This window comes from Micromonospora sp. WMMD714 (assembly GCF_029581315.1).
Lineage (GTDB): Bacteria > Actinomycetota > Actinomycetes > Mycobacteriales > Micromonosporaceae > Micromonospora > Micromonospora rifamycinica.
Window position 1 is genome coordinate 1,271,817 of sequence record NZ_CP120744.1, and the last position, 20,835, is coordinate 1,292,651.

At 70.6% G+C, this 20,835-nt stretch carries 18 protein-coding genes and 1 pseudogene; 9 read left to right on the forward strand and 10 right to left on the reverse strand.

Annotated features, from left to right (window positions below):
- Positions 1 to 297 precede the first annotated feature (297 nt).
- The 5 genes from O7625_RS05745 to O7625_RS05765 form a co-directional block, all read right to left on the reverse strand.
- The gene (locus O7625_RS05745; protein WP_282344861.1) at positions 298 to 888 is read right to left on the reverse strand and encodes a hypothetical protein; all 591 of its coding nucleotides are present in this window, start codon (positions 886 to 888) and stop codon (positions 298 to 300) included.
- Complete coding sequence (locus tag O7625_RS05750) at positions 885 to 2,222, reverse strand: hypothetical protein (protein WP_282344863.1); 1,338 nt, start codon at positions 2,220 to 2,222, stop codon at positions 885 to 887. The genes O7625_RS05745 and O7625_RS05750 overlap by 4 nt, the downstream gene beginning before the upstream one ends.
- 65 nt (positions 2,223 to 2,287) lie before the next feature.
- The gene (locus O7625_RS05755) at positions 2,288 to 3,088 is read right to left on the reverse strand and encodes an ABC transporter ATP-binding protein (protein WP_282344865.1); all 801 of its coding nucleotides are present in this window, start codon (positions 3,086 to 3,088) and stop codon (positions 2,288 to 2,290) included.
- A 73-nt stretch (positions 3,089 to 3,161) separates the two neighbouring features.
- On the reverse strand, positions 3,162 to 3,962 hold the full coding sequence (locus O7625_RS05760; RefSeq protein WP_282344867.1) for a hypothetical protein: 801 nt from the start codon (positions 3,960 to 3,962) through the stop codon (positions 3,162 to 3,164).
- Complete coding sequence (locus tag O7625_RS05765; protein ID WP_282344870.1) at positions 3,959 to 4,528, reverse strand: sigma-70 family RNA polymerase sigma factor; 570 nt, start codon at positions 4,526 to 4,528, stop codon at positions 3,959 to 3,961. The genes O7625_RS05760 and O7625_RS05765 overlap by 4 nt, the downstream gene beginning before the upstream one ends.
- A gap of 289 nt (positions 4,529 to 4,817) precedes the next feature.
- Between O7625_RS05765 and O7625_RS05770 the strand changes: the two are divergent.
- Positions 4,818 to 5,207, forward strand: a pseudogene (locus O7625_RS05770) (transposase); the annotation flags it as partial.
- A 38-nt stretch (positions 5,208 to 5,245) separates the two neighbouring features.
- Positions 5,246 to 5,368, forward strand: a complete 123-nt coding sequence (locus O7625_RS05775) for a hypothetical protein (RefSeq protein WP_282344872.1) — start codon at positions 5,246 to 5,248, stop codon at positions 5,366 to 5,368.
- Positions 5,369 to 5,428: 60 nt separating this feature from the next.
- On the opposite strand, the gene O7625_RS05780 is transcribed toward O7625_RS05775, so the two are convergent.
- From O7625_RS05780 to O7625_RS05795, 4 genes are all read right to left on the reverse strand, one after another.
- The gene (locus O7625_RS05780; protein ID WP_282344874.1) at positions 5,429 to 6,664 is read right to left on the reverse strand and encodes a transposase; all 1,236 of its coding nucleotides are present in this window, start codon (positions 6,662 to 6,664) and stop codon (positions 5,429 to 5,431) included.
- Between the two features lie 242 nt (positions 6,665 to 6,906).
- The gene (locus tag O7625_RS05785) at positions 6,907 to 8,223 is read right to left on the reverse strand and encodes a phosphotransferase (RefSeq protein ID WP_282344876.1); all 1,317 of its coding nucleotides are present in this window, start codon (positions 8,221 to 8,223) and stop codon (positions 6,907 to 6,909) included.
- Entirely contained in the window at positions 8,220 to 9,971 is a 1,752-nt protein-coding gene (treS, locus tag O7625_RS05790; protein ID WP_282344878.1) for a maltose alpha-D-glucosyltransferase, read from the reverse strand. The genes O7625_RS05785 and treS overlap by 4 nt, the downstream gene beginning before the upstream one ends.
- Positions 9,964 to 11,916: a maltotransferase domain-containing protein gene (locus O7625_RS05795; RefSeq protein WP_282344881.1), complete on the reverse strand. Its 1,953-nt coding sequence runs from the start codon at positions 11,914 to 11,916 to the stop codon at positions 9,964 to 9,966. The genes treS and O7625_RS05795 overlap by 8 nt, the downstream gene beginning before the upstream one ends.
- A gap of 292 nt (positions 11,917 to 12,208) precedes the next feature.
- Here O7625_RS05795 and O7625_RS05800 point away from each other — a divergent pair, with 292 nt between their 5' ends.
- From O7625_RS05800 to O7625_RS05830, 7 genes are all read left to right on the forward strand, one after another.
- A complete protein-coding gene (locus O7625_RS05800) occupies positions 12,209 to 13,036 on the forward strand; it encodes a type 1 glutamine amidotransferase domain-containing protein (protein WP_282344883.1) in 828 nt (275 codons plus the stop codon).
- A 31-nt stretch (positions 13,037 to 13,067) separates the two neighbouring features.
- Positions 13,068 to 14,663 (forward strand): thiamine pyrophosphate-binding protein, encoded by a 1,596-nt coding sequence (locus tag O7625_RS05805; RefSeq protein WP_282344885.1) that lies wholly within the window; start codon positions 13,068 to 13,070, stop codon positions 14,661 to 14,663.
- 16 nt (positions 14,664 to 14,679) lie between these two features.
- Positions 14,680 to 15,060, forward strand: a complete 381-nt coding sequence (locus O7625_RS05810) for a hypothetical protein (RefSeq protein WP_282344887.1) — start codon at positions 14,680 to 14,682, stop codon at positions 15,058 to 15,060.
- 76 nt (positions 15,061 to 15,136) lie between these two features.
- Positions 15,137 to 15,742 (forward strand): DJ-1/PfpI family protein, encoded by a 606-nt coding sequence (locus O7625_RS05815; protein ID WP_282344889.1) that lies wholly within the window; start codon positions 15,137 to 15,139, stop codon positions 15,740 to 15,742.
- On the forward strand, positions 15,732 to 17,561 hold the full coding sequence (locus tag O7625_RS05820) for an AGE family epimerase/isomerase (RefSeq protein ID WP_282344891.1): 1,830 nt from the start codon (positions 15,732 to 15,734) through the stop codon (positions 17,559 to 17,561). Before O7625_RS05815 ends, O7625_RS05820 begins: the two co-directional genes overlap by 11 nt.
- The gene (locus O7625_RS05825) at positions 17,558 to 19,600 is read left to right on the forward strand and encodes an alpha-amylase family glycosyl hydrolase (protein WP_282344893.1); all 2,043 of its coding nucleotides are present in this window, start codon (positions 17,558 to 17,560) and stop codon (positions 19,598 to 19,600) included. Before O7625_RS05820 ends, O7625_RS05825 begins: the two co-directional genes overlap by 4 nt.
- Before the next feature lie 2 nt (positions 19,601 to 19,602).
- Positions 19,603 to 19,914 carry an STAS domain-containing protein gene (locus O7625_RS05830; protein WP_282344894.1) on the forward strand — a complete coding sequence of 104 codons (312 nt, stop codon included), beginning with the start codon at positions 19,603 to 19,605 and terminating at the stop codon, positions 19,912 to 19,914.
- A 54-nt stretch (positions 19,915 to 19,968) separates the two neighbouring features.
- Here the strand turns inward: O7625_RS05830 and O7625_RS05835 are convergent, their stop codons facing one another.
- Complete coding sequence (locus O7625_RS05835; protein ID WP_282344895.1) at positions 19,969 to 20,814, reverse strand: helix-turn-helix transcriptional regulator; 846 nt, start codon at positions 20,812 to 20,814, stop codon at positions 19,969 to 19,971.
- Between the last annotated feature and the right edge of the window lie 21 nt (positions 20,815 to 20,835).

A 20,835-nucleotide genomic window follows, 5' to 3' on the forward strand; every position in this document is an offset into this window, starting at 1 on the left:
CCGCACACCGTCGTCTCGTGCCGCGAGGGCCTGATCCGACGGGACGGCAGGCGCGGGATCGTGGGGTGTGCGGTGACTGATCGTCGAGTGTAGACGATCACCCCCACACCGGCCCCACCTTGAGGAACCGCGCCAGTTCCTCCACATGCGACGGTCGGATCACCCGGATCGGTCACCCACGAGATCGCCCGACCCGCCGGCCACCCCCGCCTTCCCGTCGTACCGCCCGACGGGAGCACGACCACCGCCGCCGGTACGCCCACCAGGAACTCACGGCAGGCGTACCGGCGGCTGCGTTCACTCCGCCGGCGCCCGGCGGGCCGGGCCGGCCAGCGCATAGGCGACCAGGCCGCCCACGGCGAGCACCGCCGCCACCACCGTGGCGGCCCGGCTGTCGGGCGGCTGACCCTGCCATGTCGCGGTCGCCCCCCAGGTGCCGCCCTGCGGATAGATGGCCGCGACGATGGTCCAGCCCAGCGGCAGGAACCACGACCGGGCGGCACCGAACACCGTCGCGCACAGCGCCGTCAGGCCGAGCAGGCCGGCGGCGTCGCGGACCACCAGGGTGGCCGGTCCGAACCGCGCTCCGGTGGGCAGCGTGGCGAGCAGGACCACCAGGACGACCAGCAGTCCGGCGAGCAGGTGCACCGCACGCCGCCAGGGCCAGCGCACCGAGGCGGTCCGGTCCAGGCTCTCGTCCGGGCCGGCGAGGGTGGGCGCGAGCGCCGCGACCATCAGCAGCACGGTCAGGACGACCATCATCGGGGTGACGTCCCGCTCCTCGGCGAAGATCAGGTACGTCGTCCAGAGCGCCGCCAGGCCGCCGACGGCTGCGGCCAGGGCCAGCGGCACCCGGCGCGAACGCAGGTACAGCAGCGTCCAGGTCACCGGGCGCTCCTGGACAGCAGGCCGGTCGGGTCCTGGCAGGCCTGAAGGGCGTTGCGGACCGCGGTGACCCGGGCCAGCGCCTCCGTCTCGGGCAGGTCACGCAGCCCCCGCCACAGGGCGACCGCTCCGGTGGTGATCTCGGGCTCCTCCTCGATCAGTCCGGGGATCAGGCCCACGTCCGAGCGTGGCTCACGGCCCATGAGCCAGTAGGCCGCCGCCCGCTCGACCACCTCGTCGCTCTTCTCGCACTTCCCGTCGTACGGGACGCCCAGCCTTCTGACGATCTCGGGGACCACCGCGGCCGGGTGGGCGAGTTCGCCGCGCTTGTCGATCCGGATCTCGATCGTGACGACGCCCGGCCGGGGGGCCGGCTCGCCCCGGTCGTACCCGATCGTGCGGGTGTCCTCGTGCACGACGGTCGGCGCGTCCGGCATCTTCCCCAGCGCCGCGAGGCCCTGCCGGGCCAGCGGGGTCACCGTGTCGAGCACGTGGGCGTGCACCCGGCTGACGCACACCGTCGGGGTGTCGTCGGTGCACACCAGCTCCTGCGCGACCGGGTCGACCGGCCAGTTGAGCACGTCCCGGTCGTGCGGGAGGACCGTCAGCGCCACCACGAACCCGAGCAGCACCGGCAGCACCGCCGTCAGCCGGGTCCGCCAACCGTCGGCGACGAACAACAGCAGGCCGGTGACGGCGAGCGCGGTCATCGAGATCGCCAGCGCACCGCTGACCCGGTTGTCGATCGTCTGGTAGTCGTGGAACGGACCCGAGCCGTGGGCCGGGGAGAGCGCCGCGGCCACCCGGTCCGACGGCCCTACGGTGACGAAGAAGACCAGCAGCACGCCACCCACCGCCAGCGCCGGGGCGGTCACCAGGGCGGGCAGCATCCGCCCGATCCCCAGCCCGAGCCAGGCCGCGGCGACCAGGGACAACGCGCCCACCCCGGTGACGACGGCGAAGCTCGGCAGGGGCACGTACGAGGAGGTGCCGACGATCCAGGCGATGCCCGCCGCGGTCACCAGCAGATAGGCGACCACCAGGGTGAGCGCCATCGTGCCGAGCACCGGCAGCATCCGGGCGACGCGCGGGCGGGCGGTGGTGGCGAACAACTCGCCGACCTTCGCCCGGTGCTCCCGTCGCCCCTGCCAGGCCCCGGCCGCGAGGGCCAGCGGCCACAACAGGAGCAGGTACTCCCGGATGGCCAGGGCCAACGGCATCCAGCCACTCGACCACCGGCCGGTCGCCACGTACAGCGCACCGGTCCCGACCACCACCGTGACCAGCGCGGCACCGACCGCGGCGGAGCGGCGCAGTTCGATCCCCATGATGCTCATCCCGGCTCTCCGTCCCCCTCCGGGTCGACCCGTGGCGGTGGCACCGGCTTCGACCGTCCGCCCGCTCATCGGGTGGCCTCCGCCCGGTGCTGACGCAGCAGCGCGGAGTAGCCCCGCTCGGCCGGACTGTCACCGGCGTGCCCCTGGTCGCCCTGCGCGGCGAGCACCTCGGGCGTGCCCCGCCACACCAGGCGGCCCTCGTTGACCAGCACGACGTCGGTGCAGGCCGCCGCCACGTCCTCGACCAGGTGGGTGGAGACCAGCACGCAACTGTCGGTGCCGAGGTCACGCAGCAGCTCGCGGAAGTCGAGCCGCTGTTCCGGGTCGAGACCGACGGTCGGTTCGTCGAGCAGCAGCAGCCGGGGGTCGTTCACGATGGCCTGCGCGATGCCGGCCCGCCGCAGCATGCCGCCGGAGAGCGTCTTCAGCCGGGCGTCGGCCTTGGCGGTGAGCCCGACCCGGTCGATGGCCCGTTGCACCGCCGCCGGGAGGGCGGACTTGGGCATCTCCTTGAGCCAGGCCATGTACCCGACGAACTCCCGCACCGTGAACCGTGGGTAGTAGCCGAAGTGCTGCGGCAGGTAGCCCAGGGCCCGGCGCACCGGCCGCAGCTCGGAGCGGCCGTCGACCGGGTGCCCGAGCAGCGTCAACCGGCCGCCGGCCGGGGCCACGACGGTCGCCAGGGCACGCATCAGCGTGGTCTTCCCCGCCCCGTTCGGCCCGAGCAGACCGTGCACGCCGGTGGGGAGGGCCAGGTCGAGCCCGTTGACGGCCAGGTGCCGCCCGGCCCGGACCTGGAGGCCCTCCGCATGGATCGCCCAGGGATGGGTGGTGGCGGTCGTCTCGACCGCACTCACGGCACGCATTGTCATGATCTCCTTCAGTGATCGCCAGAGGGCAGCGTGGAGGCACGGCCGTCGGCCGTGTGTCGGGGTGGGGCTACTCGTGGTGGGAGAGCCGCCGGAATCCGTTGACCCGGAGGAGGGCCAGGAGGGTCAGGACCACCGTGGCCAGCGCCCAACTGCGGGCGCTCTGCGCCGACAGCAGGACCGGCAGCCGGGCGGCGACGAGACTCGGGGTGACCACCGCGAGCGTCCAGACCACGACCAGTCCGATCGCGGCCCGGCGCACCCCGACGAGGGTTCCCAGCAGGAGCGTGGCGGCGGTGAACGCCAGGCAGGGCAGCAGCAACAGGGCCATCGACACCCCCGTGCCGGCACCGACCAGGGCGAGCGCCGGGATGACGAACGCCAGCACCGCAGCCGTACGCCGCAGCAGCGTCGTCAGACCGGCGGCGGGGGTGGTGGCGATCAGCTCCCAGGCCGGATCGGCCCGACGGTGCCAGGCGACGGCCACGCCGGGCAGCGGGGCCAGCGGCGCGATCAGCAGCACCAGCGAGGGGGTGCCGACCCACAGCGCGCCGAGCAGGGCCGCGCACCCGAGCACCGTGGCCGTCATGACCAGCCACGGCAACAGCGTGCCGACGAACCAGCGGTGACGCAGCACCGACCAGGGCCGGCTCCGGCCGACCGGCGGCGCCGCCGCGATCTGCCGGTCCAGCACCGCCGCGACCTGGTCGAGCACGACCCGGCTCTCCAGGGTGGTGCTGCCGGCCAGGCGGGCCCGGCAGTCGGCGCAGTCCTCCAAGTGCACCTCGATCGCCCAGACGCTGGGCTCGTCGAGGCCCGGATCCCCGGCGGCGTAGCGGTCGATCTGGGTCAGACTGGGATGGGTCGTCATGACAGCGCCTCCCGCAGGGCGATCCGGGCACGGCGGACACGGGACTTCACGGTGTTCTCCGGTACGCCGAGCAGCACCGACGCCTCACGCGTCGAGAGCCCGTCGAGGACGGTGGCCCGCAGCGCCGCCCGCACCTCGGCCGGCAGGACGAGCAGGGCCTGCTCCAGCTCCTGGCCGATCCGGTTGGCCAGCACCTCGTCCTCGGCGGCGGGAGCCGTGCTCGGCATCAGCTCCACCTGCGGCACCCGCCCCCTGCGCGCCCGGTGCCGGAACGCGTCGACCAGGCGGTGGGCGGCGATGGTCCACAGCCAGCCCACGGCGCTCCCCGCCGCCGCGCCACCGCCCTTGGCGGCGGTGCCGGCGAAGCTGCCCGCCGCCCGCCAGACCGTCAGGTAGGTGTCCTGGAGCACCTCGGCGACCACGTCGGGGTCGGCGCAGCGGCGACGCAGCCGCACCTCCAGCCACGGCGCGGTACGCCGGTAGAGCTCGTCGAACGCCCGCCGATCTCCACGGGCGACGCGCCGGACGAGTTCACCCTCGTCAGCCGCGTCCAGGTCTGTTCTCACACCCGGTAAGACGACAGGACGACCGGGATCGGATCCCGATCTCCTGTGACCGTCGTCACTTCTGAGCGGATGCCGCCCTGACGAACCGCCGGTCACCGCCCGGTAGCTGGCCGGGGGCGAGTTTCACCCGGTCGGTACGGCGTCCGCCACCGCCCGCCACCCACTGCTCGTGCTCATCCTCCACCGCGGTCTACGCCGCGGCGGGACCATCGGGCTCACCGACACCGCCGCCGACCTCGACCACGCCCTGGTCAGGGTCACCCGGCAGCTGACCACCCACGGCTATACGCCGATCTGCACCGCCGTCAACGCCGACGCCGCCCGGGCCGCGTTCGACGACCTGGCCGACAAGTGGGGTAACCGGTATCCGGCGGTGATCCGGCTGTGGGACAACGCCTGGGCCGAGTTCATCCCGTTCCTCGACTACGACGTCGAAATCCGGCGGGTGATCTGCTCGACCAACGCGATCGAGTCTTTGAACGCCCGCTACCGGCGGGCGGTCAAGGCCCGTGGCCACTTCCCCAACGAGCAGGCCGCGTTGAAGTGTCTGTACCTGGTGACCCGGTCCCTGGACCCCACCGGAGCAGGCAGGACCCGATGGACGATGCGCTGGAAACCCGCCCTGAACGCCTTCGCCATCACCTTCAGCGACCGCTTCCCAGCCGCTGAAACCTACTAACCAAGATCGCCGGAAACACCCTTGGCGAGACAGGCCCCGTGGCGTCGATCCGGTCCTGGCGGCGGAGCCGGTCCGCCGTCGTCGCGCGGATGACCCTGGCCTGCTCGGCCGCCGTCACCGTGCCGCTGATCCTCGACCGGTATGGCCTCATGCCCTGGTGACCGGTGGGGGAACACCGGCGGTCAGGCACCGGAACGACGTTGTTCCGTGCCGGGGCCGGGTCAGGATCCGGTGGTGGCCATCCGGCGGCTGTGCAGCGCCGTGTAGGCGAAGGCCGCAGACACCATCGTGAGGTGGTGGTGCAGGCCGCGGTAGGAGCGGCCCTCGAAGTCACGCAGACCGTGATCGGTGGTGATCGCATCGTTGTCGGCCTGGTTGCAGAAGGTGTTGCGCGTCAGGTCCAGGACCTCGGACAGACTGGTCCGCACCATGGTGGTGACCCAGAACCGGGTGAAGCCACAGGTGTCGGTCCACTCACCGATGAGCCGCACGATCCGGGTGGTGTGGCCGCCGTGCGGCTGTGGTGTCGTGATGCGCACCAGTGAGGACAGGATGGCACTGCGGGTGTCGGTGCGGGTCAGGGTCAACGGGGCGGCCGACGGCGATCTCCGCTCGGCCTCCACGAGGTGGCTGCGCACGGTGGGGGCGAGTTCGCGTCGTGACGGTTCGCCGTGCAGGGTGCGGGCCGGCGGTGCCGTCGCATCGGCGGGGGTGATCGGCAGGGACCCGTCGATCTGGAGAGCGAAGTCGGCGCCCGCGCCCGCCAGGCGGGCCACCATCTGGTCCGCTTCGGCGAAGTGCCGGATGTCGCCGACGATGGGAGCGGGCGTGATCTTCCAGCCCCGGAGCATTTCGTCGATCATGGAGAGCGCCTCCAGGAACTCCGGTTTCCCGGTGACCGACTCTGGGATGTAGGCCGCCCGCCGCAACCGCTCGTCCCGGTTCCACTTGTCGCTGAGGACGATGCGCCAGTTGACCGGGATGCTGAGGTCACCGGCGGACAGGAAGACGCCGAGGGCGAGCTGACTGTTGACCATGCGGCCGGCCTCCGGGACGAAGCGGCGGCGAACGCCGACCGAGCGGTCCCCGCGCTTGGGGATTATGATCCGTTCGATGGACCAGCAGACCGGGCCGAGGGCGACGTCGACACCGCGGGCGATCAGTGAACGGACCGGCGCCCATTCCCAGGGACTCTGGTTGATGAATTGCTGCAGCGACTGATGGGCGTTGCCGACCGATACCGCGTCCGCGATCTGTCGAATTGACTTCTTGCCCGGAGCGGTCAGCAGTCCGCGGAGATAGATCTCCGCCCAGCGACGTTGGTCCGCTCGGGGAAGGGAGCTGAAGACCTCAGCGGAGAAGTCGCTGACGGAATCGTTTGCCGGGAGTGCCAAAGTCGATTCGTCCCGCCGGGTCACCGAAGAACTTTCGTTATGGCGAGCTTCCAGGAAGTCCACAGAAGTACCTCTCAAGGCGTAGTTGCCATTCCGCCGCAGAGCCGATCTTACGACTTATCCACCGCTGTCTCTGTCCCAGAAATCCGTCATGTTGCTCTGGGTGATAGATCAAAAGCAAAAGGTGAGGTCAGTGGCTTGTCGACTACAGGGGGGATCCCGTCAAGTGGGACGGAATGTCCTTATGCCATGAAGAAGACAGATGTAATGATTGCCCCTAACATCCGGGTTGCCGGGAAAATATGTCATTCCCTGAGCAGCCGCGCCAGGGCCTGGAGAGGGATCCACGACCAGGAAGGTCGGTTCCGGCGCTCGTACGCCACCTCGTAGACGGCTTTGTCGATCTCATACGCGGCCAGCAGCGGGTCCGCCGTCAGCGGTTCTTTTCCCGTACCCGCCGCATAGCCAGTTAGGAAGGCCGTCCGGCAGCGATCTGCCCACTCCTGTGCGCGCGGGCGCAGGTCCGGGTCGGACTCCTGCTCACTGAGGCCCGCGAACGCCCGGTAGTCGAAGGAACGCAGCATGCCGGCGATGTCCTTGACCACCGGGTGCAGCGCCGTGCGCTCGGCCGGCGTCGCGGCCGGCTCGCCCTCGAAATCGACGGCGAGCCAGCGGTCCGGTGTGCGGAGCAGCTGTCCCAGGTGCAGATCGCCATGCACCCGTTGCACCAAAATCCCGGATCCGGCCGCTTCGACGACGGCCCAGGTGTACCGGTCGCGGATCTGGGGGAGCAGCGGTTCGAGCACGTCGGCGACCGGGAGCAGCCGGTCGAGCATCGACCGCCCGATCCGCCGGGCTCGCTGCGGGCTGATTGGCGCCGTGGGCCCGTGCGTGGCCAGGACATCGTGCAACCTCGCCACGGTACGGCCGATCTCCGCTGCCTGGTCCACAAACCCGGGGTCGGTCCCGGCGGCCAGGGTCCACCCGTCCCGGGCGTCCGGTAGGTACTCCTGCAGCACGGCCAGGGTCGCCGGCCGGCCGTCCACCGTGACCTCGGCGCTGCCGAGCAACCGCGGGCTCTCCGCCGAGCCGGCTGCGGCGAGCAGGCGCTGCACGGCCAGATCGGTGTCCACCCCCGGGGCCGGTCGCCGCACGATCTTCAGCAGGTGACGGTCGTCCACGATCACGGAAGAGTTGCTCTGCTGCACGCCCAGTGGGCGGACGGTCGCGGCCTTGCCGGGTGGCACCAGATCAGCGGCCTCCCGGCTGAACGACAGCGGTCCGTCCGCGTCGCCGGCGGCGATCCGGCCGACCAGGGACCGGACCAGTTCCGGATCGGTGAGCGCGTCGGTGACCGCCAGACCGGACCGGCGCGTGATCACCGGGTCCGCGATGCTGCCCGGCCGAACGCCGAGCGGAACGTGGTAAAGACTCGGTGGGCTGTCGCGGAACTCGGCCTGCCACAGCACCAGAGCGCCGGCCGGGTGGAACGGCAGGACCTCCCGGACCCGGACCCGGGCCAGCGGCGCGCCCTTGTCGGCGTACCAGCGCTGGGTGGGCAGCCACAGCGCGACGGCCTCGGCGACGGCCGGCGACCCGAGGATGTCGAAGGTGGCTGTCATCGCGCCTCGTCCCGACGGGCGGACTCCAGGCCCAGCCACAGGAAACCGTGCTCGGCCAGGGTGACCTGGTAGGGCTGTTCACCGATGGCCGGGAACGGCACCGACCCGGTCAGCTCGGTCGGCCGCCCCTCGGGCAGGCCGGGCAGGACCAGATGAGCGGGCTGGGGGTGCCGGGAGAAGTTGTTCACGCACACCACCGTGGACTCCGTCTCGTCCGGGTGGACCAGGGTCCGGCGGAAGGCGAACACGGCGTCGTTGCCGGTCGGCACCGGCTGGAAGTCGCCCAGGCCGAAGACCGGATGCCGCCGCCGGACACCGAGCATCTTGCGCGTCCAGTGCAACAGCGAGGAGTCCTGGGCGAGCTGCGCCTCCACGTTGACCCCGGCGTATCCGTAGGTGGCGTCGCTGACCACCGGCAGGACCAGCCGGCCGGGGTCGGCGGTGGAAAAGCCGGCGTTGCGGTCCGGGGTCCACTGCATCGGCGTCCGTACCCCGTCGCGGTCGGCGAGCCAGATGTTGTCGCCCATGCCGATCTCGTCGCCGTAGTAGAGCACCGGCGAGCCGGGCAGCGAGAGCAACAGCGCGGTGAGCAGTTCTAGCTGGTTGCGGTCGTTGCCCAGCAACGGCGCCAGCCGGCGGCGGATGCCGATGTTCGCCCGCATCCGTGGTTCCCGGGCGTAGTGGGTGTACATGAAGTCGCGCTCCTCGTCGCTCACCATCTCGAGGGTGAGTTCGTCGTGGTTGCGCAGGAAGATCCCCCACTGACTGCTCGACGGGATGGGCGGCGTCCGATCCAGCACCTCGGAGACGGGCTGGTGCTCCTCCCGGCGCAGGGCCATGAACAGCCGGGGCATCAGCGGGAAGTGGAAGGCCATATGCGCCTCGTCACCGCCGACGGCTGGATCCCCGAAGTAGGCCACGGCGTCGACCGGCCACTGGTTGGCCTCCGCCAGCAGTACCCGGCCGGGGTACTCGTCGTCGACGACCTTGCGGACCAGCCGCAGGAAGGCGTGGGTGCTCGGCAGGTTCTCGCCGTTGGTGCCCTCCTCGGCGAACAGGTAGGGCACGGCGTCCATCCGGAACCCGTCGATGCCCAGGTCCAGCCAGAACCGCAGAACATCCAGCATGGCGTCCTGGACCCGGGGATTGTCGTAGTTCAGGTCCGGTTGATGACTGAAGAAGCGGTGCCAGTAAAACTGGCCACGGACCGGGTCGCGGGCCCAGTTGGAGGTCTCGGTGTCGACGAAGATGATCCGAGCGTCCGGAAAGCCGGTGTCGTCGTCGGCCCACACGTAGAAGTCGCCGTAAGGTCCGGCCGGGTGGCTGCGCGACTCCTGGAACCAGGCGTGCTGGTCACTGGTGTGGTTCATCACCAGGTCGGTGATGACGCGGATGCCCCGCTCGTGAGCCGCGTCGAGCAGTGCGACGAAATCCTCGATGGTGCCGTACTCGGCGAGCACAGCCCGGTAGTCGCTGATGTCGTACCCGCCGTCACGCAGCGGTGAGGCGTAGAACGGCGGCAGCCACAGGCAGTCGACGCCCAGCCAGCGCAGATAGTCCAGGCGGGAGGTCAGTCCGCGGAGGTCGCCCACACCGTCGGCGTTGCTGTCGCTGAAGGAACGGACCAGGACTTCGTAGAAGACAGCCCGCTTGTACCATTCCCGGTCGTCGGCGGGCATGCTGCGGGCGCTCTCGAAGTCCGCCGAACTCGGGGTGGGAACCACCCAGTCGAGGGTGTGATCACTCATCGGTGTTCCAGGTGTACGCGGTCATCACGGCATCGGCCGGGTCGATCTTGACGGTGCCGGAGGTCAGGAACGCCGGTTCACCGGTACGGACGTTCCGCACCGCGATACCTCCGCTGTCCAGCGCTCCGGGCAGATCCGCGGGTACCTCGAGCCGACCCACGGCGGGCCGGTGCGGCTCCAGGGTGATGATGCAGAGCACGACGTCGCCCGAGGGCCGGTCGTGCTTGACGAAGGCCAGCAGATCGTCGCTGTCGATCGTCAGGAAGCGCAGGTCGCGGAGCTGGCGTAGGGCCGGGTGCTCCCGGCGCAGCACGTTCAGTTCGGTGATCCAGTCGCTCAGTGGAGCGGCCGTCCAGTCCCGCGGGCGCAGCTCGTACTTCTCCGAGTTCCGGTACTCCTCGCTGCCCGGCCGCAGAACCTCGTGCTCCAGCAGCTCGAAACCGGAGTAGACGCCCCAGGTCGGTGACAGGGTCGCCGCCAGCGCGGCGCGCAGGGCGAAACTCGGGCCCAGCCCGGTCTGCAGGTGCTCCGGCAGGATGTCGGGGGTGTTGACGAAGAAGTTCGGCCGCAGCCGGTCGATGCCGGCGGACAGCTCGGTGAGGTACTCGGTCAGCTCCTGTTTGCCGGTGCGCCAGGTGAAATAGGTGTACGACTGGCTGAACCCGAGTTCGGCGAGCCCGCGCAGGATGGCGGGCCGGGTGAACGCTTCGGCCAGGAAGATCGTCTCCGGATGGTGGCGTTTGACCTCGTCGATGAGCCGGTGCCAGAACCAGGCCGGCTTGGTGTGCGGATTGTCCACCCGGAAGACGGTGACGCCGTGCTCGATCCAGTGCAGCACGACCCGCAGCACCTCGGCATACAGGCCTTCGGGGTCCTTGTCGAAATCGAGCGGATAGATGTCCTCGTAGGACTTCGGCGGATTCTCGGCCGGCGCGATACTGCCGTCCGGCCGGGTGGTGAACCACTGCGGATGGCTGGTCACCCAGGGATGATCGGGGGAGCACTGCAGCGCCAGGTCGAGAGCCACCTCCAGACCCAGGCTGCGGGCGGTGCCGACCAGCACGTCGAAGTCGGCCAGGGTGCCCAGCGCCGGGTGGACCGCATCGTGGCCGCCCTCTACGGCACCGATGGCCCAGGGCGAGCCGACGTCGTCCGGGCCGGCCGTGAGGGTGTTGTCCGGCCCTTTGCGGTGCGTGCTGCCGATCGGATGGATCGGGGGCAGGTAGACCACGTCGAACGCCATGTCGGCGATGCGGGGCAGCTCCGCCGCGGTGCTCGCGAAGGTGCCGTGGCGCGAGGTTCCGTCCAGCTGGCGGCCGCCCGTGGACCGGGGGAACAACTCGTACCAGGCGCCGGCGAGAGCCAGCGGCCGCTCCACCTGGACCGTGCGCACCGGGCCACGGGTCAGTAGTTCACGCAGCGGCTTGCGCGCGCCGGCGCCGGTCACCTCGTCACCGAGGGCCGGCGCGGCGCGCTCGGCCGGCGAGCGCCGGACGTCGCGCAGCGCCCGGGCGGCGTCGAGCAGAGGCTGCCGGTCACCGGCGGCGGCTTGGGCGGCGAGGCGCTCCAGCAGGCGGGCGCCGCTCTCCAGGTCGTTGGCCAGGGCCTCCGCGTCCTGGCCGGCGTCGATTTTGGCCAGCACAGCGTGCCGCCAGGTGAGCCAGGGATCGTGCCAGGCCTCGACGCGGTACGTCCACAGTCCCACCTGGTCGGCGACGACCGTGGCCGCCCAGCTGTCCTGGCCGGCGTCGGCCAGGACCATGGGTGTGAGGACCTCCGGGCCGGCGTCGTGACGGTGCCAGGCCACGGCCGCGGACAGGTTCTGATGGCCTTCCCGCCAGATGGTCGCGCGGACCGGGATGTGCTCCCCGACGACGGCTTTCGATGCCAGAGCCCCGTCGCCGGCGGTCGGTGAGACGTCCTGAATTACCAGACGGCCGATCATCTCGCCTCCTCCTGTGATTCGTGTCCGCTGGTCAGCTTGCCCGTTGCAATTCAGTCAGCGGAAGTGATTCGAATGATCGTGATCACACTTCGTGCAGTCCTTGAAATCAGGCGCGGCGACCGATCCCGGTGGTTATTTCGTGGAGTCCGGGAAGTGGAGTCGTAAAGCGGGGACGACCTTGCCCTCGGGGCCGCCGGTGGGTTGACTCGGTGGTGCCGGCACGGTTGCGGCGGGCATTTACCGGCCCGCCGGACCACCGGAAAAGCATTCGTAGAGATGGATGGGAGATGGCATGTCCAAGCGAATCCTGACGGTGCTCTCAGAATTCGGTTACTGGGGAGAGGAACTGGTCGGCCCGCTGGAGGTGTTCGACGCCCGCGGCTACCGGGTAACCTTCGCCACCCCTACCGGCAAGCGGGCCGTGGCGTTGCCGCCGAGCATGGACGCGGAGTACGTCGACCCGCCGCTGGGCCGTTCGGTCACCACCCGCGACATGGCCCGCAAGGTCCGCGAGGTCGACGGATCGAACCGGCTCGACGACCCGCTCAGCCTGCAGGACCTCCTCCCGGAGCGCCCGTACTACAGCGTGCTCAACCACCTGCGCGACCTGGAGGACTACCACCGGCAGCTCGACCGGGCCGTGGACGGGTTGCTGGCCGGGTTCGACGCGCTCGTCATCGTCGGCGGCAGCGGGCCCATTGTGGACCTGGCCAACAACGAGCGGCTGCACGAGCTGGTGCTCGCCTTCGCCGCGGCTGACAAGCCGATCCTGGCCGAGTGCTACGGCGTCGCCGTCCTGGCCTTCGCCCGCGACCTGGAGACCCGCGAGAGCCTGCTGCGCGGCAAGCATGTGACCGGTCACCCGAAGGAGTACGACTACAAGGACGGCACCGGCTTCGTCGGGGTGGAGTTCAACATGGGCCCGCCGCCGTACCCGCTGGAGTACATCCTGCGCGACGCCACCGCCCCCGACGGCGCCTTCCACGGCAACGTCGGTAGGGAGACCTCGGTGATCGTCGACTTCCCGTTCATCACCGCCCGGTCCACCCCGGACTCCATACCGGGCGGCAAGGCACTCGTCGAGGTGCTGGAGAACGGGCTGCGCCGGGCCGGCTGGTGACCGGTCCGCACACCGACGAGAGGAGCGGGCCATGCCGGCGAGACCGGGCAAGGCAGCGATCTACGAGCAACTCGCCGCTGACGGAATCACCTGGATGTTCGGTAATCCGGGCACCGTCGAACAGGGCTGGCTGGACGAGGGGGCCAAGGCGTCGACGTCCTACGCCCTGACGCTGCACGAGGGGGTGGCCGTCGGCCTGGCCGACGGGTACGCCCGCGCCGCCCGCCGGCCCGGACTCGTCCAGTTGCACAGCAGTGTGGGCCTGGGTAACGGGATCGGGATGCTGTACCAGGCCAAGCGGGGCGGATCGCCCCTGGTGGTGCTCGTCGGTGAGGCCGGAGTGCGCTACGACTCGATGGACGCGCAGATGGCCGCCGACCTGGTCTCGATGGCCCGGCCGGTGACCAAGGACGTGCTCCGGGTACTCGACCCGGGCTCGATCCTGCGGATGCTGCGCCGGGCCGTCAAGATCGCCATGACACCACCGCGCGGCCCGGTGGTGCTGGTCCTGCCGGCCGACGTGCTCGACCAGGTGACCACCGAGGCGGTCGTCCCGACATCGATCCCGCACACCCGTAGCGTCGCGGCCCCCGATCTGGTCGAGGCGGCCGCCGGCCTGCTCGCCCAGGGCCGACGGCCGCTGATCCTGGTCGGGGACGGGGTCGCCGTCAGCGACGCCCAGCCCGAACTCACCGAGGTCGCCGAACTCCTCCAGGCCCCGGTCTGGGGGGTCAACTCTTCGGAGGTCAACTTCGACACCACCCACCCACTGTATGGCGGTCAGCTCGGGCACATGTTCGGCCGGGTCAGCAGCCGGGTGGTGGCCGACGCGGACGCTGTCCTGATCGTCGGGACGTACGTGTTCCCGGAGGTCTTCCCCAGTCTCGGCAACCCGTTCGCGCCGGACGCGAAGATCGTGCACGTCGACCTGGACGCGTACGAGATCGCCAAGAACCACCCGGTCGATCTCGGCCTGGTCGCCGACCCCAAGCTCACCTTGGAGGCGGTGGCGCGCATCCTGGGCCGAGGCCGGCAGGCGGTGCCTGACCACCGGTCCCGGCCCGGGTCACCGCCGGCCGGGACGCTCATGGACGACTTCGCCTACGAGCTCGCCGCCCAGGCCCCGGCCGACCTGATCGTTTTCGACGAGGCTCTCACGGCTGGCGGGCCGCTGGCCACCCACCTGCCGGCGCGCACGCCCGGACGTTTCTTCCAGACCCGGGGCGGCTCCCTGGGCGTCGGCATCCCCGGCGCGATGGGGGTCAAGCTGGCCCGCCCGGAGTCCACGGTCGTCGGCTTCACCGGCGACGGCGGGAGCATGTACACCTTCCAGGCGCTGTGGACCGCCGCCCGGTATGACATCGGCGCCAAGTTCGTCATCTGCAACAACCAGCGCTACCGGCTGCTTGACGACAACCTCGAGCAGTACTGGAGCGAACTCGGCATCGCCCCGCACAGCTCGCCGGACGCCTTCGACCTGTCCCGGCCCCCGATCGACTTCGCCGGCCTGGCCTCCTCGCTGGGTGTGCCCGGCCGCCGAGTCGAGCGGGCCGACCAGGTACGCCCGGCGGTGGCCGAGATGCTCCGGCACGACGGTCCTTACCTCATCGACCTGGCCATCACCTGACAACCGGGAGGATTCTGTGAACCTGTCCCCACCGGAGACGCTTCGCGAGGAACACGTCCGCGAGCTCGTCCAGAAATGGAACGAAGCCCTCACCCGGCACGCGCCGCCCGACGAATTGCACGACTACTTCGCCAACGGCCTGCTCGTCGAGGTCGGCGACCGCGCTCTGCGGGGCCGGACCGAGTTCGACGCCTGGTACCGCGCCCAGCCGGGCGGCCTGGCCCAGCAGGCGGGCACCGGTGCGGTCACGGTCCGGCTGGTCTCGCCCCGGCATGCCGAGGCGGTGGTCAGCGCAGGTCCCGGCCGGCCGGGGCAGTCCATCGGCGTGGTGCTCCAGAACGGCGTGGTGCGGATCCGTACCGTCACCGTCCACACCGAGGCCCTCGTGGCCGCCTGATCGTCGGTCCGGCCGCCACCGTGGTGGCGGCCGGACCGGCGGAGCCGCCACCACCCCGAAGAGCCGAGGAGCTCACATGCAAGCACCAGTCATCCCGTCGCCCGGCCGCCTGGCCGGCAAACGGGTCGGGATCCTGATCGAAAACGACTTCGTCACCGACGAGATCGGGTACTACCGCCGCCGGTTCGCCGAGGAGGGCGCCGAGGTCCTGCTGCTGACCCGGTTGTGGGGGCAGCCGGCCCTCACCTTCACCGGTGCCGAGAACGGGCCCGCCATTCGCGTCGACGGTGACCTCGAGCAGCTCGGCTACGGCGAGTTGGCCCGGTTGTCGGCTCTGATCGTACCGTCCGGCATGGTCGCCGACCGGCTGCGCTACAGCGAGGACGTGGAACGCCTGGCCCCCGCGGTGGAGCTGATGCGCCGGGCGTTCCGGCTGCCGAAACTGGTCAAGGCGTTCTCGTGCCACGGCCTGCTGCTCATGTCGGCGGCCCCCGACCTGGTACGGGGCCGGGCGGTCACCTGCCACAACAACCTCGTCGGCGACGTCCGCAACATGGGTGCCCGCTACACCAACCAGGACCTGGTCATCGACGCGGATCTGGTGACCGGGCGGACCGTCGAGCAATGTCAGCTGCTGGCCCGCGCCGTGATCGAGATGATCGGGCCCGGCGATGAAGGCTGAGGTCGACTTCACCTTCTCCGACAGCGTCGCCGGCTACGTGCAGGAACGCATCGGGGACCGGCTGCGGCTGCGAACCGTGGACGGGCGCTCGGTCACCGTGCACCTCACGGCCACCACCTATGCCCACCAGCTCCGCAACCTGGGCGAGCCGTACCGGGACGCCACCGGCCGGATCGACGAGCTGCTGCAACCCGGCGTCCTGCTGTTCAGCTACGGGCCGGTCTATCCCACCGCCGACGGGCTGTACTTCCAGGCCACCCAGCTGCTGTTCGTCACCGAGCCGGACGGCCGGCCACCGTTCGAGGAGAGCGGCTGGTGGACCCGCCAGCTGGCGCAGCTCGCCCGGTTCTACCGGCGGTCGCAGTTCGGTACCGGGCCGGTCGACTTCGCCGACTACCGCACCGACATCCGCAGCAGCGGGGAGAAGACCCACCGCCAGGTACAGGAGACCGACACGATCTCCCGGCTGGTCTACGGCATGGCGACCGCCTACCTGCTCACCGGTGACGAGGACTTCCTCGACGTCGCCGAGCGCGGCAGCCAGTACCTGCACGACCACCTGCGGTACGCGGACACGGCGGAGGACGTCGTCTACTGGTACCACGGCGTCGACGTCGAGGGCCCGCGGGAACAGCGTTACTTCGCCTCGGAGTTCGGTGACGACTACCGGGCCGTCCCGGCGTACGAGCAGATCTACGCCCTCGTCGGCCTGGTGCAGACGTACCGCCTCACCGGGGATCCCACCCTGCTGCGCGACATCGAGGGCACGGTACGGCTGTTCGAGAAGTTCTTCCGGGACACCCGGCTGGGCGGTTACTACTCGCACGTCGACCCGGTGGAACTCGATCCGCACCACCCCTCACTGGGCCCGAACGCGTCCCGCAAGAACTGGAACTCCGTCGGCGACCACGCGCCGGCGTACCTGATCAATCTGTACCTGGCGACCGGCGATGGACAGTACCTGGACATGCTGGAGCACACCTTCGACATGATCACCACGCATCTGCCGGACCCGGGGCCGGACGGCAGCCCGTTCGTCAACGAGCGCTTCCACGCCGACTGGACCCCGGACCACCACTGGGGCTGGCAGCAGAACCGGGCGGTCGTGGGCCACAATCTCAAAATCGCCTGGAACCTGACCCGGATGCAGTCCATGCGACCCAAGCCCGAGTACCGGAATCTGGCCGAGCGCATCGGGCGGACGATGCCGGCGGTGGGCCGGGACGCCCAGCGCGGTGGCTGGTACGACATGGTCGAACGGGTGGCCGACGAACGGGGCCCGCACGCCTTCGCCTGGCACGACCGCAAGACCTGGTGGCAACAGGAACAGGCGATCCTCGCGTACCTGATCATGGCCGGTACCGGCCATGACGCGGACTTCCTGCGCCACGCCGACGAGGCGTCGGCCTTCTACAACGCGTTCTTCCTCGACCACGATGAGGGTGCCGTCCACTTCACCGTGCTCGCGGAAGGGCTGCCCTACCACGTGGGCAACGAGCGGCTCAAGGGCAGCCACGCCATGAGCATGTACCACAAGGCGGAGCTGTGCTTCCTGGCCGAGGTCTACACCCGGCTGCTGATCCGGCGGGAGCCGCTGACCCTGTGGTTCCGCCCCAGGCTCGACGCCGAGTTCCCCGGCGGCAAGCTGCGGGTGGCGCCGGACGCGCTGCCGCCGGGCCGGGTCGTGCTCGATTCCGTCCTGATCGACGGAACCCCATACGACGACTTCGACGCCGAGGCGATGACCGTCACCCTGCCGAACACGCCCGAACGGGTCACCGTCAAGGTTCGGCTGCGGGCCACGGAGCCGCAGCGGTGAGCGCGTCGGCCCTGAGCGTGTCCGCGGTGGTCTCCGCCGGCCCGGGACGGCCGGAGCCGCTCGGCGCGACCGCTGACCGCGACGGCGTGAACTTCGCGGTGCACAGCACCGCCTCGGCCCTGTGGCTGCTGCTGCTGGATCCGGTCACGGGCGCGACCACCGGGGAGTACCGGTTCCGTCCGGAGCACCGGGTCGGCACCGTCCACACGATGCGTCTCGACGGCCCCGGTCTGGCCGGCGTGGGCTATGAGCTGCGCGTACAGCGCACGCCGGAGCAACCACCGATCCAGGTCGTCGACCCGTACGCGAAGGTCTTCACCACCACCGGCTGGGGCCAGCGCCCGCACCGCCGTACGGCCCGGGTGTTGCCCGAGCAAGGTGGAGCACGGGGTCCCCGGCCGCAGATCGCGCCGCAGGACCTGATCATCTACGAGACCCACGTCCGCGGCTTCACCCGGTCGCCCAGCTCCCGGGTCCGCGCCCCGGGCACCTACGCGGGTCTGATCGAGAAGATCCCGTACCTGCAGCGGCTGGGCGTCAACTGTGTCGAGCTGTTGCCGGTCGCCGAGTTCGACGAGACCGACAACACCTACAGCGATCCGGCCGGCGGCGCCCCACTGCTCAACTTCTGGGGATACAACCCGGTCGCGTTCTTCGCGCCGAAGGCGTCGTACGCGGCGACCGAGCCGGACGCGGAGTTCGCGGCCCTGGTCGCCGCCCTGCACCGGGCCGGCATCCAGGTGGTGCTGGACGTGGTTTTCAACCACACCGCCGAGGGCGACCACCGCGGTCCTGATCTCTCCCTACGGGCACTGGACGAGCAGGCCTACTACCTGCTGGACCCGGCGGGCCGGCCGGTCAACCTCACGGCCACCGGCAACACGGTACAGCCGAACCATCCGGTGACCAGCGCACTCATCCTCGACTGCCTGCGACACTGGGTCACCCGGTACAACGTCGACGGCTTTCGCTTCGACATGGCGTCCATCCTCACCCGCGGCCACGACGGCCGGGTGATGGCCGACCCGCCACTGATCGCGACGGTCGCCGGTGACCCGGTCCTGGCCGGGCGGCTCCTGATCGCCGAGGCCACCGACGCCACCGGTCTGGACCAGACCGGCTCGTTCCCGCACCACCACCGGTGGGCGGAGTGGAACGCACGGTACCGCGATGCCGTGCGTCGCTTCCTGCTCGCCCGGCCGGGTAGCACCGCGGAGATGGCGACCCGGTTGGCCGGATCGCCCGACCTCTACCCGGGCCGGGGACCGGTCGCCTCGATCAACTACGTCACCTGCCACGACGGCCTGACCCTGGCCGACTGGACCAGCTACGACCGACGACACAACGAGGCCAACGGTGAGGACAGCCGGGACGGCATCGCGGACGAGGACAGCTCGAACCATGGGCACGAAGGTCCGACCGTCGATCCCGCGATCACGGTGGTCCGCCGCCGTCAGCAGCGCAACGCCCTAGCCCTGCTGTTCACCAGCCGGGGCGTCCCGATGCTGCTCGCCGGCGACGAGTCCCGCCGCACCCAGGGCGGCAACAACAACGCCTACAGCCAGGACAACGCCACCAGTTGGCTGGACTGGGACACGGTCCGCGAGAACGCGGATCTGGTCCGCTTCACCCGGCACCTGATCGCCCAGCGGGGCGCCCATCCGGTGCTGCGGCTCGACGAGCACCCGGACGGCCGGCCCCGGGACGGCTGGCCGCTGCCCCCGATCTCCTGGCACGGCACCCGGCCCGGCGCGCCCGACTGGGGCGACGAGTCCCGCCTGCTGGTGGCTCTGCTCTACCACCGGGACGACGACGGCATCGGCGACGCCGCGCTGGTCGCGGCGAACACGGCTGACACCCCGGTCGAGATCCGCCTGCCGGCACCGCCGCCGGGCACCCACTGGTCTGTTGGTGCCGACACCGCCGCCACGCCGCCCAGCCATGCGCCCGGCACCGGACCGGCGCTGGCCACCGACACCCGCACCCTGCAGAGCCACAGCGTGCTCCTGCTGACCGCTGCACCCGACGAAAGGACGTGACCATGAGTTTCGAGGCCTACCTCGGCATCTCCGACTCCACCGCGACCCTGCACCTGGCCGGTGACCTGCTCGGTCCGGACGTGAACCGGCTGCGTGATCTGGTCGAGCAGGCGGCACGCACCCCGGTACGCCGTCTGGTGATCCATCTCGATGAGCTCCGGTCGATATCCGGCGCGGGCATCCGCTGCCTGGCCCTGGCCCAGCAGCAGGTGCGCCCGGGAACGCAGGTGATCGTCGACGGTGCGGACGAGACCGTCCGGGCAGCTCTGCGCGACAGCGGGCTGGACCGATCCGTGACGGTGGTCGCCACCTGACCGGCCGCGGCGTACCGGCTGTCTCCCCTTGCCGGGGAGGCGGCGGGTGCCCGTTCAGAGCAGGGCTTCGTGCGGCGACTCGTCGACGAGGCGGCGCAGCGCGAGGGCGTCCGCGTCGGAGGCGGGCATGAACACGACCAGGTGCTGACCGGGTGCCTCGGCCACATCGAGCTTGGTGTAGTTCAGGTCCAGTCGGCCGGCCTGCGGATGGCTGAACCGCTTCATGGTGGGCCGGAACGCATGCACGGGGTGCTTTTCCCAGAGCGCGCGGAACGACGCGCTCGTCCGGGTCAGTGTCTCGATGAGGGCGGTGGTGCGCGGGTCGTCCGGGTGCTGCCCCACGGCGATGCGGAACTGGCCCAGGATGTCGCGGACCTCGCGCTGCCAGTCGACCAGCAGCGACTGCATCTCCGGGCGGCTGAACAGCAGCCAGATGCTGTTGCGTTCCTCCCGGGGCAGGTGGGCCAGGCCACCGACCAGCGACGCGTACGCCCGGTTGGCCGCGAGCAGGTCCCAGCAGTCGTCCACCACGTGAGCGGGGTTCGGGTCCAGGGTGTCCACCAACCGGCGCAGGGTCGGGTTGACCTCCAGCCGCTGCGGCATCTCGGCCGGCACCGCGGTGCCGGCCAGCGTGAACAGATGCCGCCGCTCCGCCGGGGTCAGTTGCAGAGTGTGCGACAGCGCATCGAGGACCTGCCGGCTCACCCCGATGTCACGGCCCTGCTCGAGCCAGGTGTACCAGGTCAGGCTGACCCCGGACAGCTGGGCGACCTCTTCGCGGCGTAGACCGGGAGTACGCCGCCGGGGGCCCGGCTTCAGACCCAACTGTTCGGGCGTCAGGATCTCCCGCCGCGACCGGAGGAAACCCGCCAGCAGTTCACGCTGCGCCATGCCTGCCATGGAAGCACCTCCGCCGCGCGC

Bases quoted from the DNA above. Each gene is read 5' to 3' on its own strand.
- O7625_RS05760 (WP_282344867.1), bottom strand. From the start codon at position 3,962: ATGACGACCCATCCCAGTCTGACCCAGATCGACCGCTACGCCGCCGGG.
- O7625_RS05820 (WP_282344891.1), top strand. From the start codon at position 15,732: ATGAAGGCTGAGGTCGACTTCACCTTCTCCGACAGCGTCGCCGGCTAC.
- O7625_RS05795 (WP_282344881.1), bottom strand. From the start codon at position 11,916: ATGATCGGCCGTCTGGTAATTCAGGACGTCTCACCGACCGCCGGCGAC.
- O7625_RS05805 (WP_282344885.1), top strand. From the start codon at position 13,068: ATGCCGGCGAGACCGGGCAAGGCAGCGATCTACGAGCAACTCGCCGCT.
- O7625_RS05750 (WP_282344863.1), bottom strand. From the start codon at position 2,222: ATGAGCATCATGGGGATCGAACTGCGCCGCTCCGCCGCGGTCGGTGCC.
- treS (WP_282344878.1), bottom strand. From the start codon at position 9,971: ATGAGTGATCACACCCTCGACTGGGTGGTTCCCACCCCGAGTTCGGCG.
- O7625_RS05755 (WP_282344865.1), bottom strand. From the start codon at position 3,088: ATGCGTGCCGTGAGTGCGGTCGAGACGACCGCCACCACCCATCCCTGG.
- O7625_RS05835 (WP_282344895.1), bottom strand. From the start codon at position 20,814: ATGGCAGGCATGGCGCAGCGTGAACTGCTGGCGGGTTTCCTCCGGTCG.
- O7625_RS05830 (WP_282344894.1), top strand. From the start codon at position 19,603: ATGAGTTTCGAGGCCTACCTCGGCATCTCCGACTCCACCGCGACCCTG.
- O7625_RS05800 (WP_282344883.1), top strand. From the start codon at position 12,209: ATGTCCAAGCGAATCCTGACGGTGCTCTCAGAATTCGGTTACTGGGGA.
- O7625_RS05815 (WP_282344889.1), top strand. From the start codon at position 15,137: ATGCAAGCACCAGTCATCCCGTCGCCCGGCCGCCTGGCCGGCAAACGG.
- O7625_RS05785 (WP_282344876.1), bottom strand. From the start codon at position 8,223: ATGACAGCCACCTTCGACATCCTCGGGTCGCCGGCCGTCGCCGAGGCC.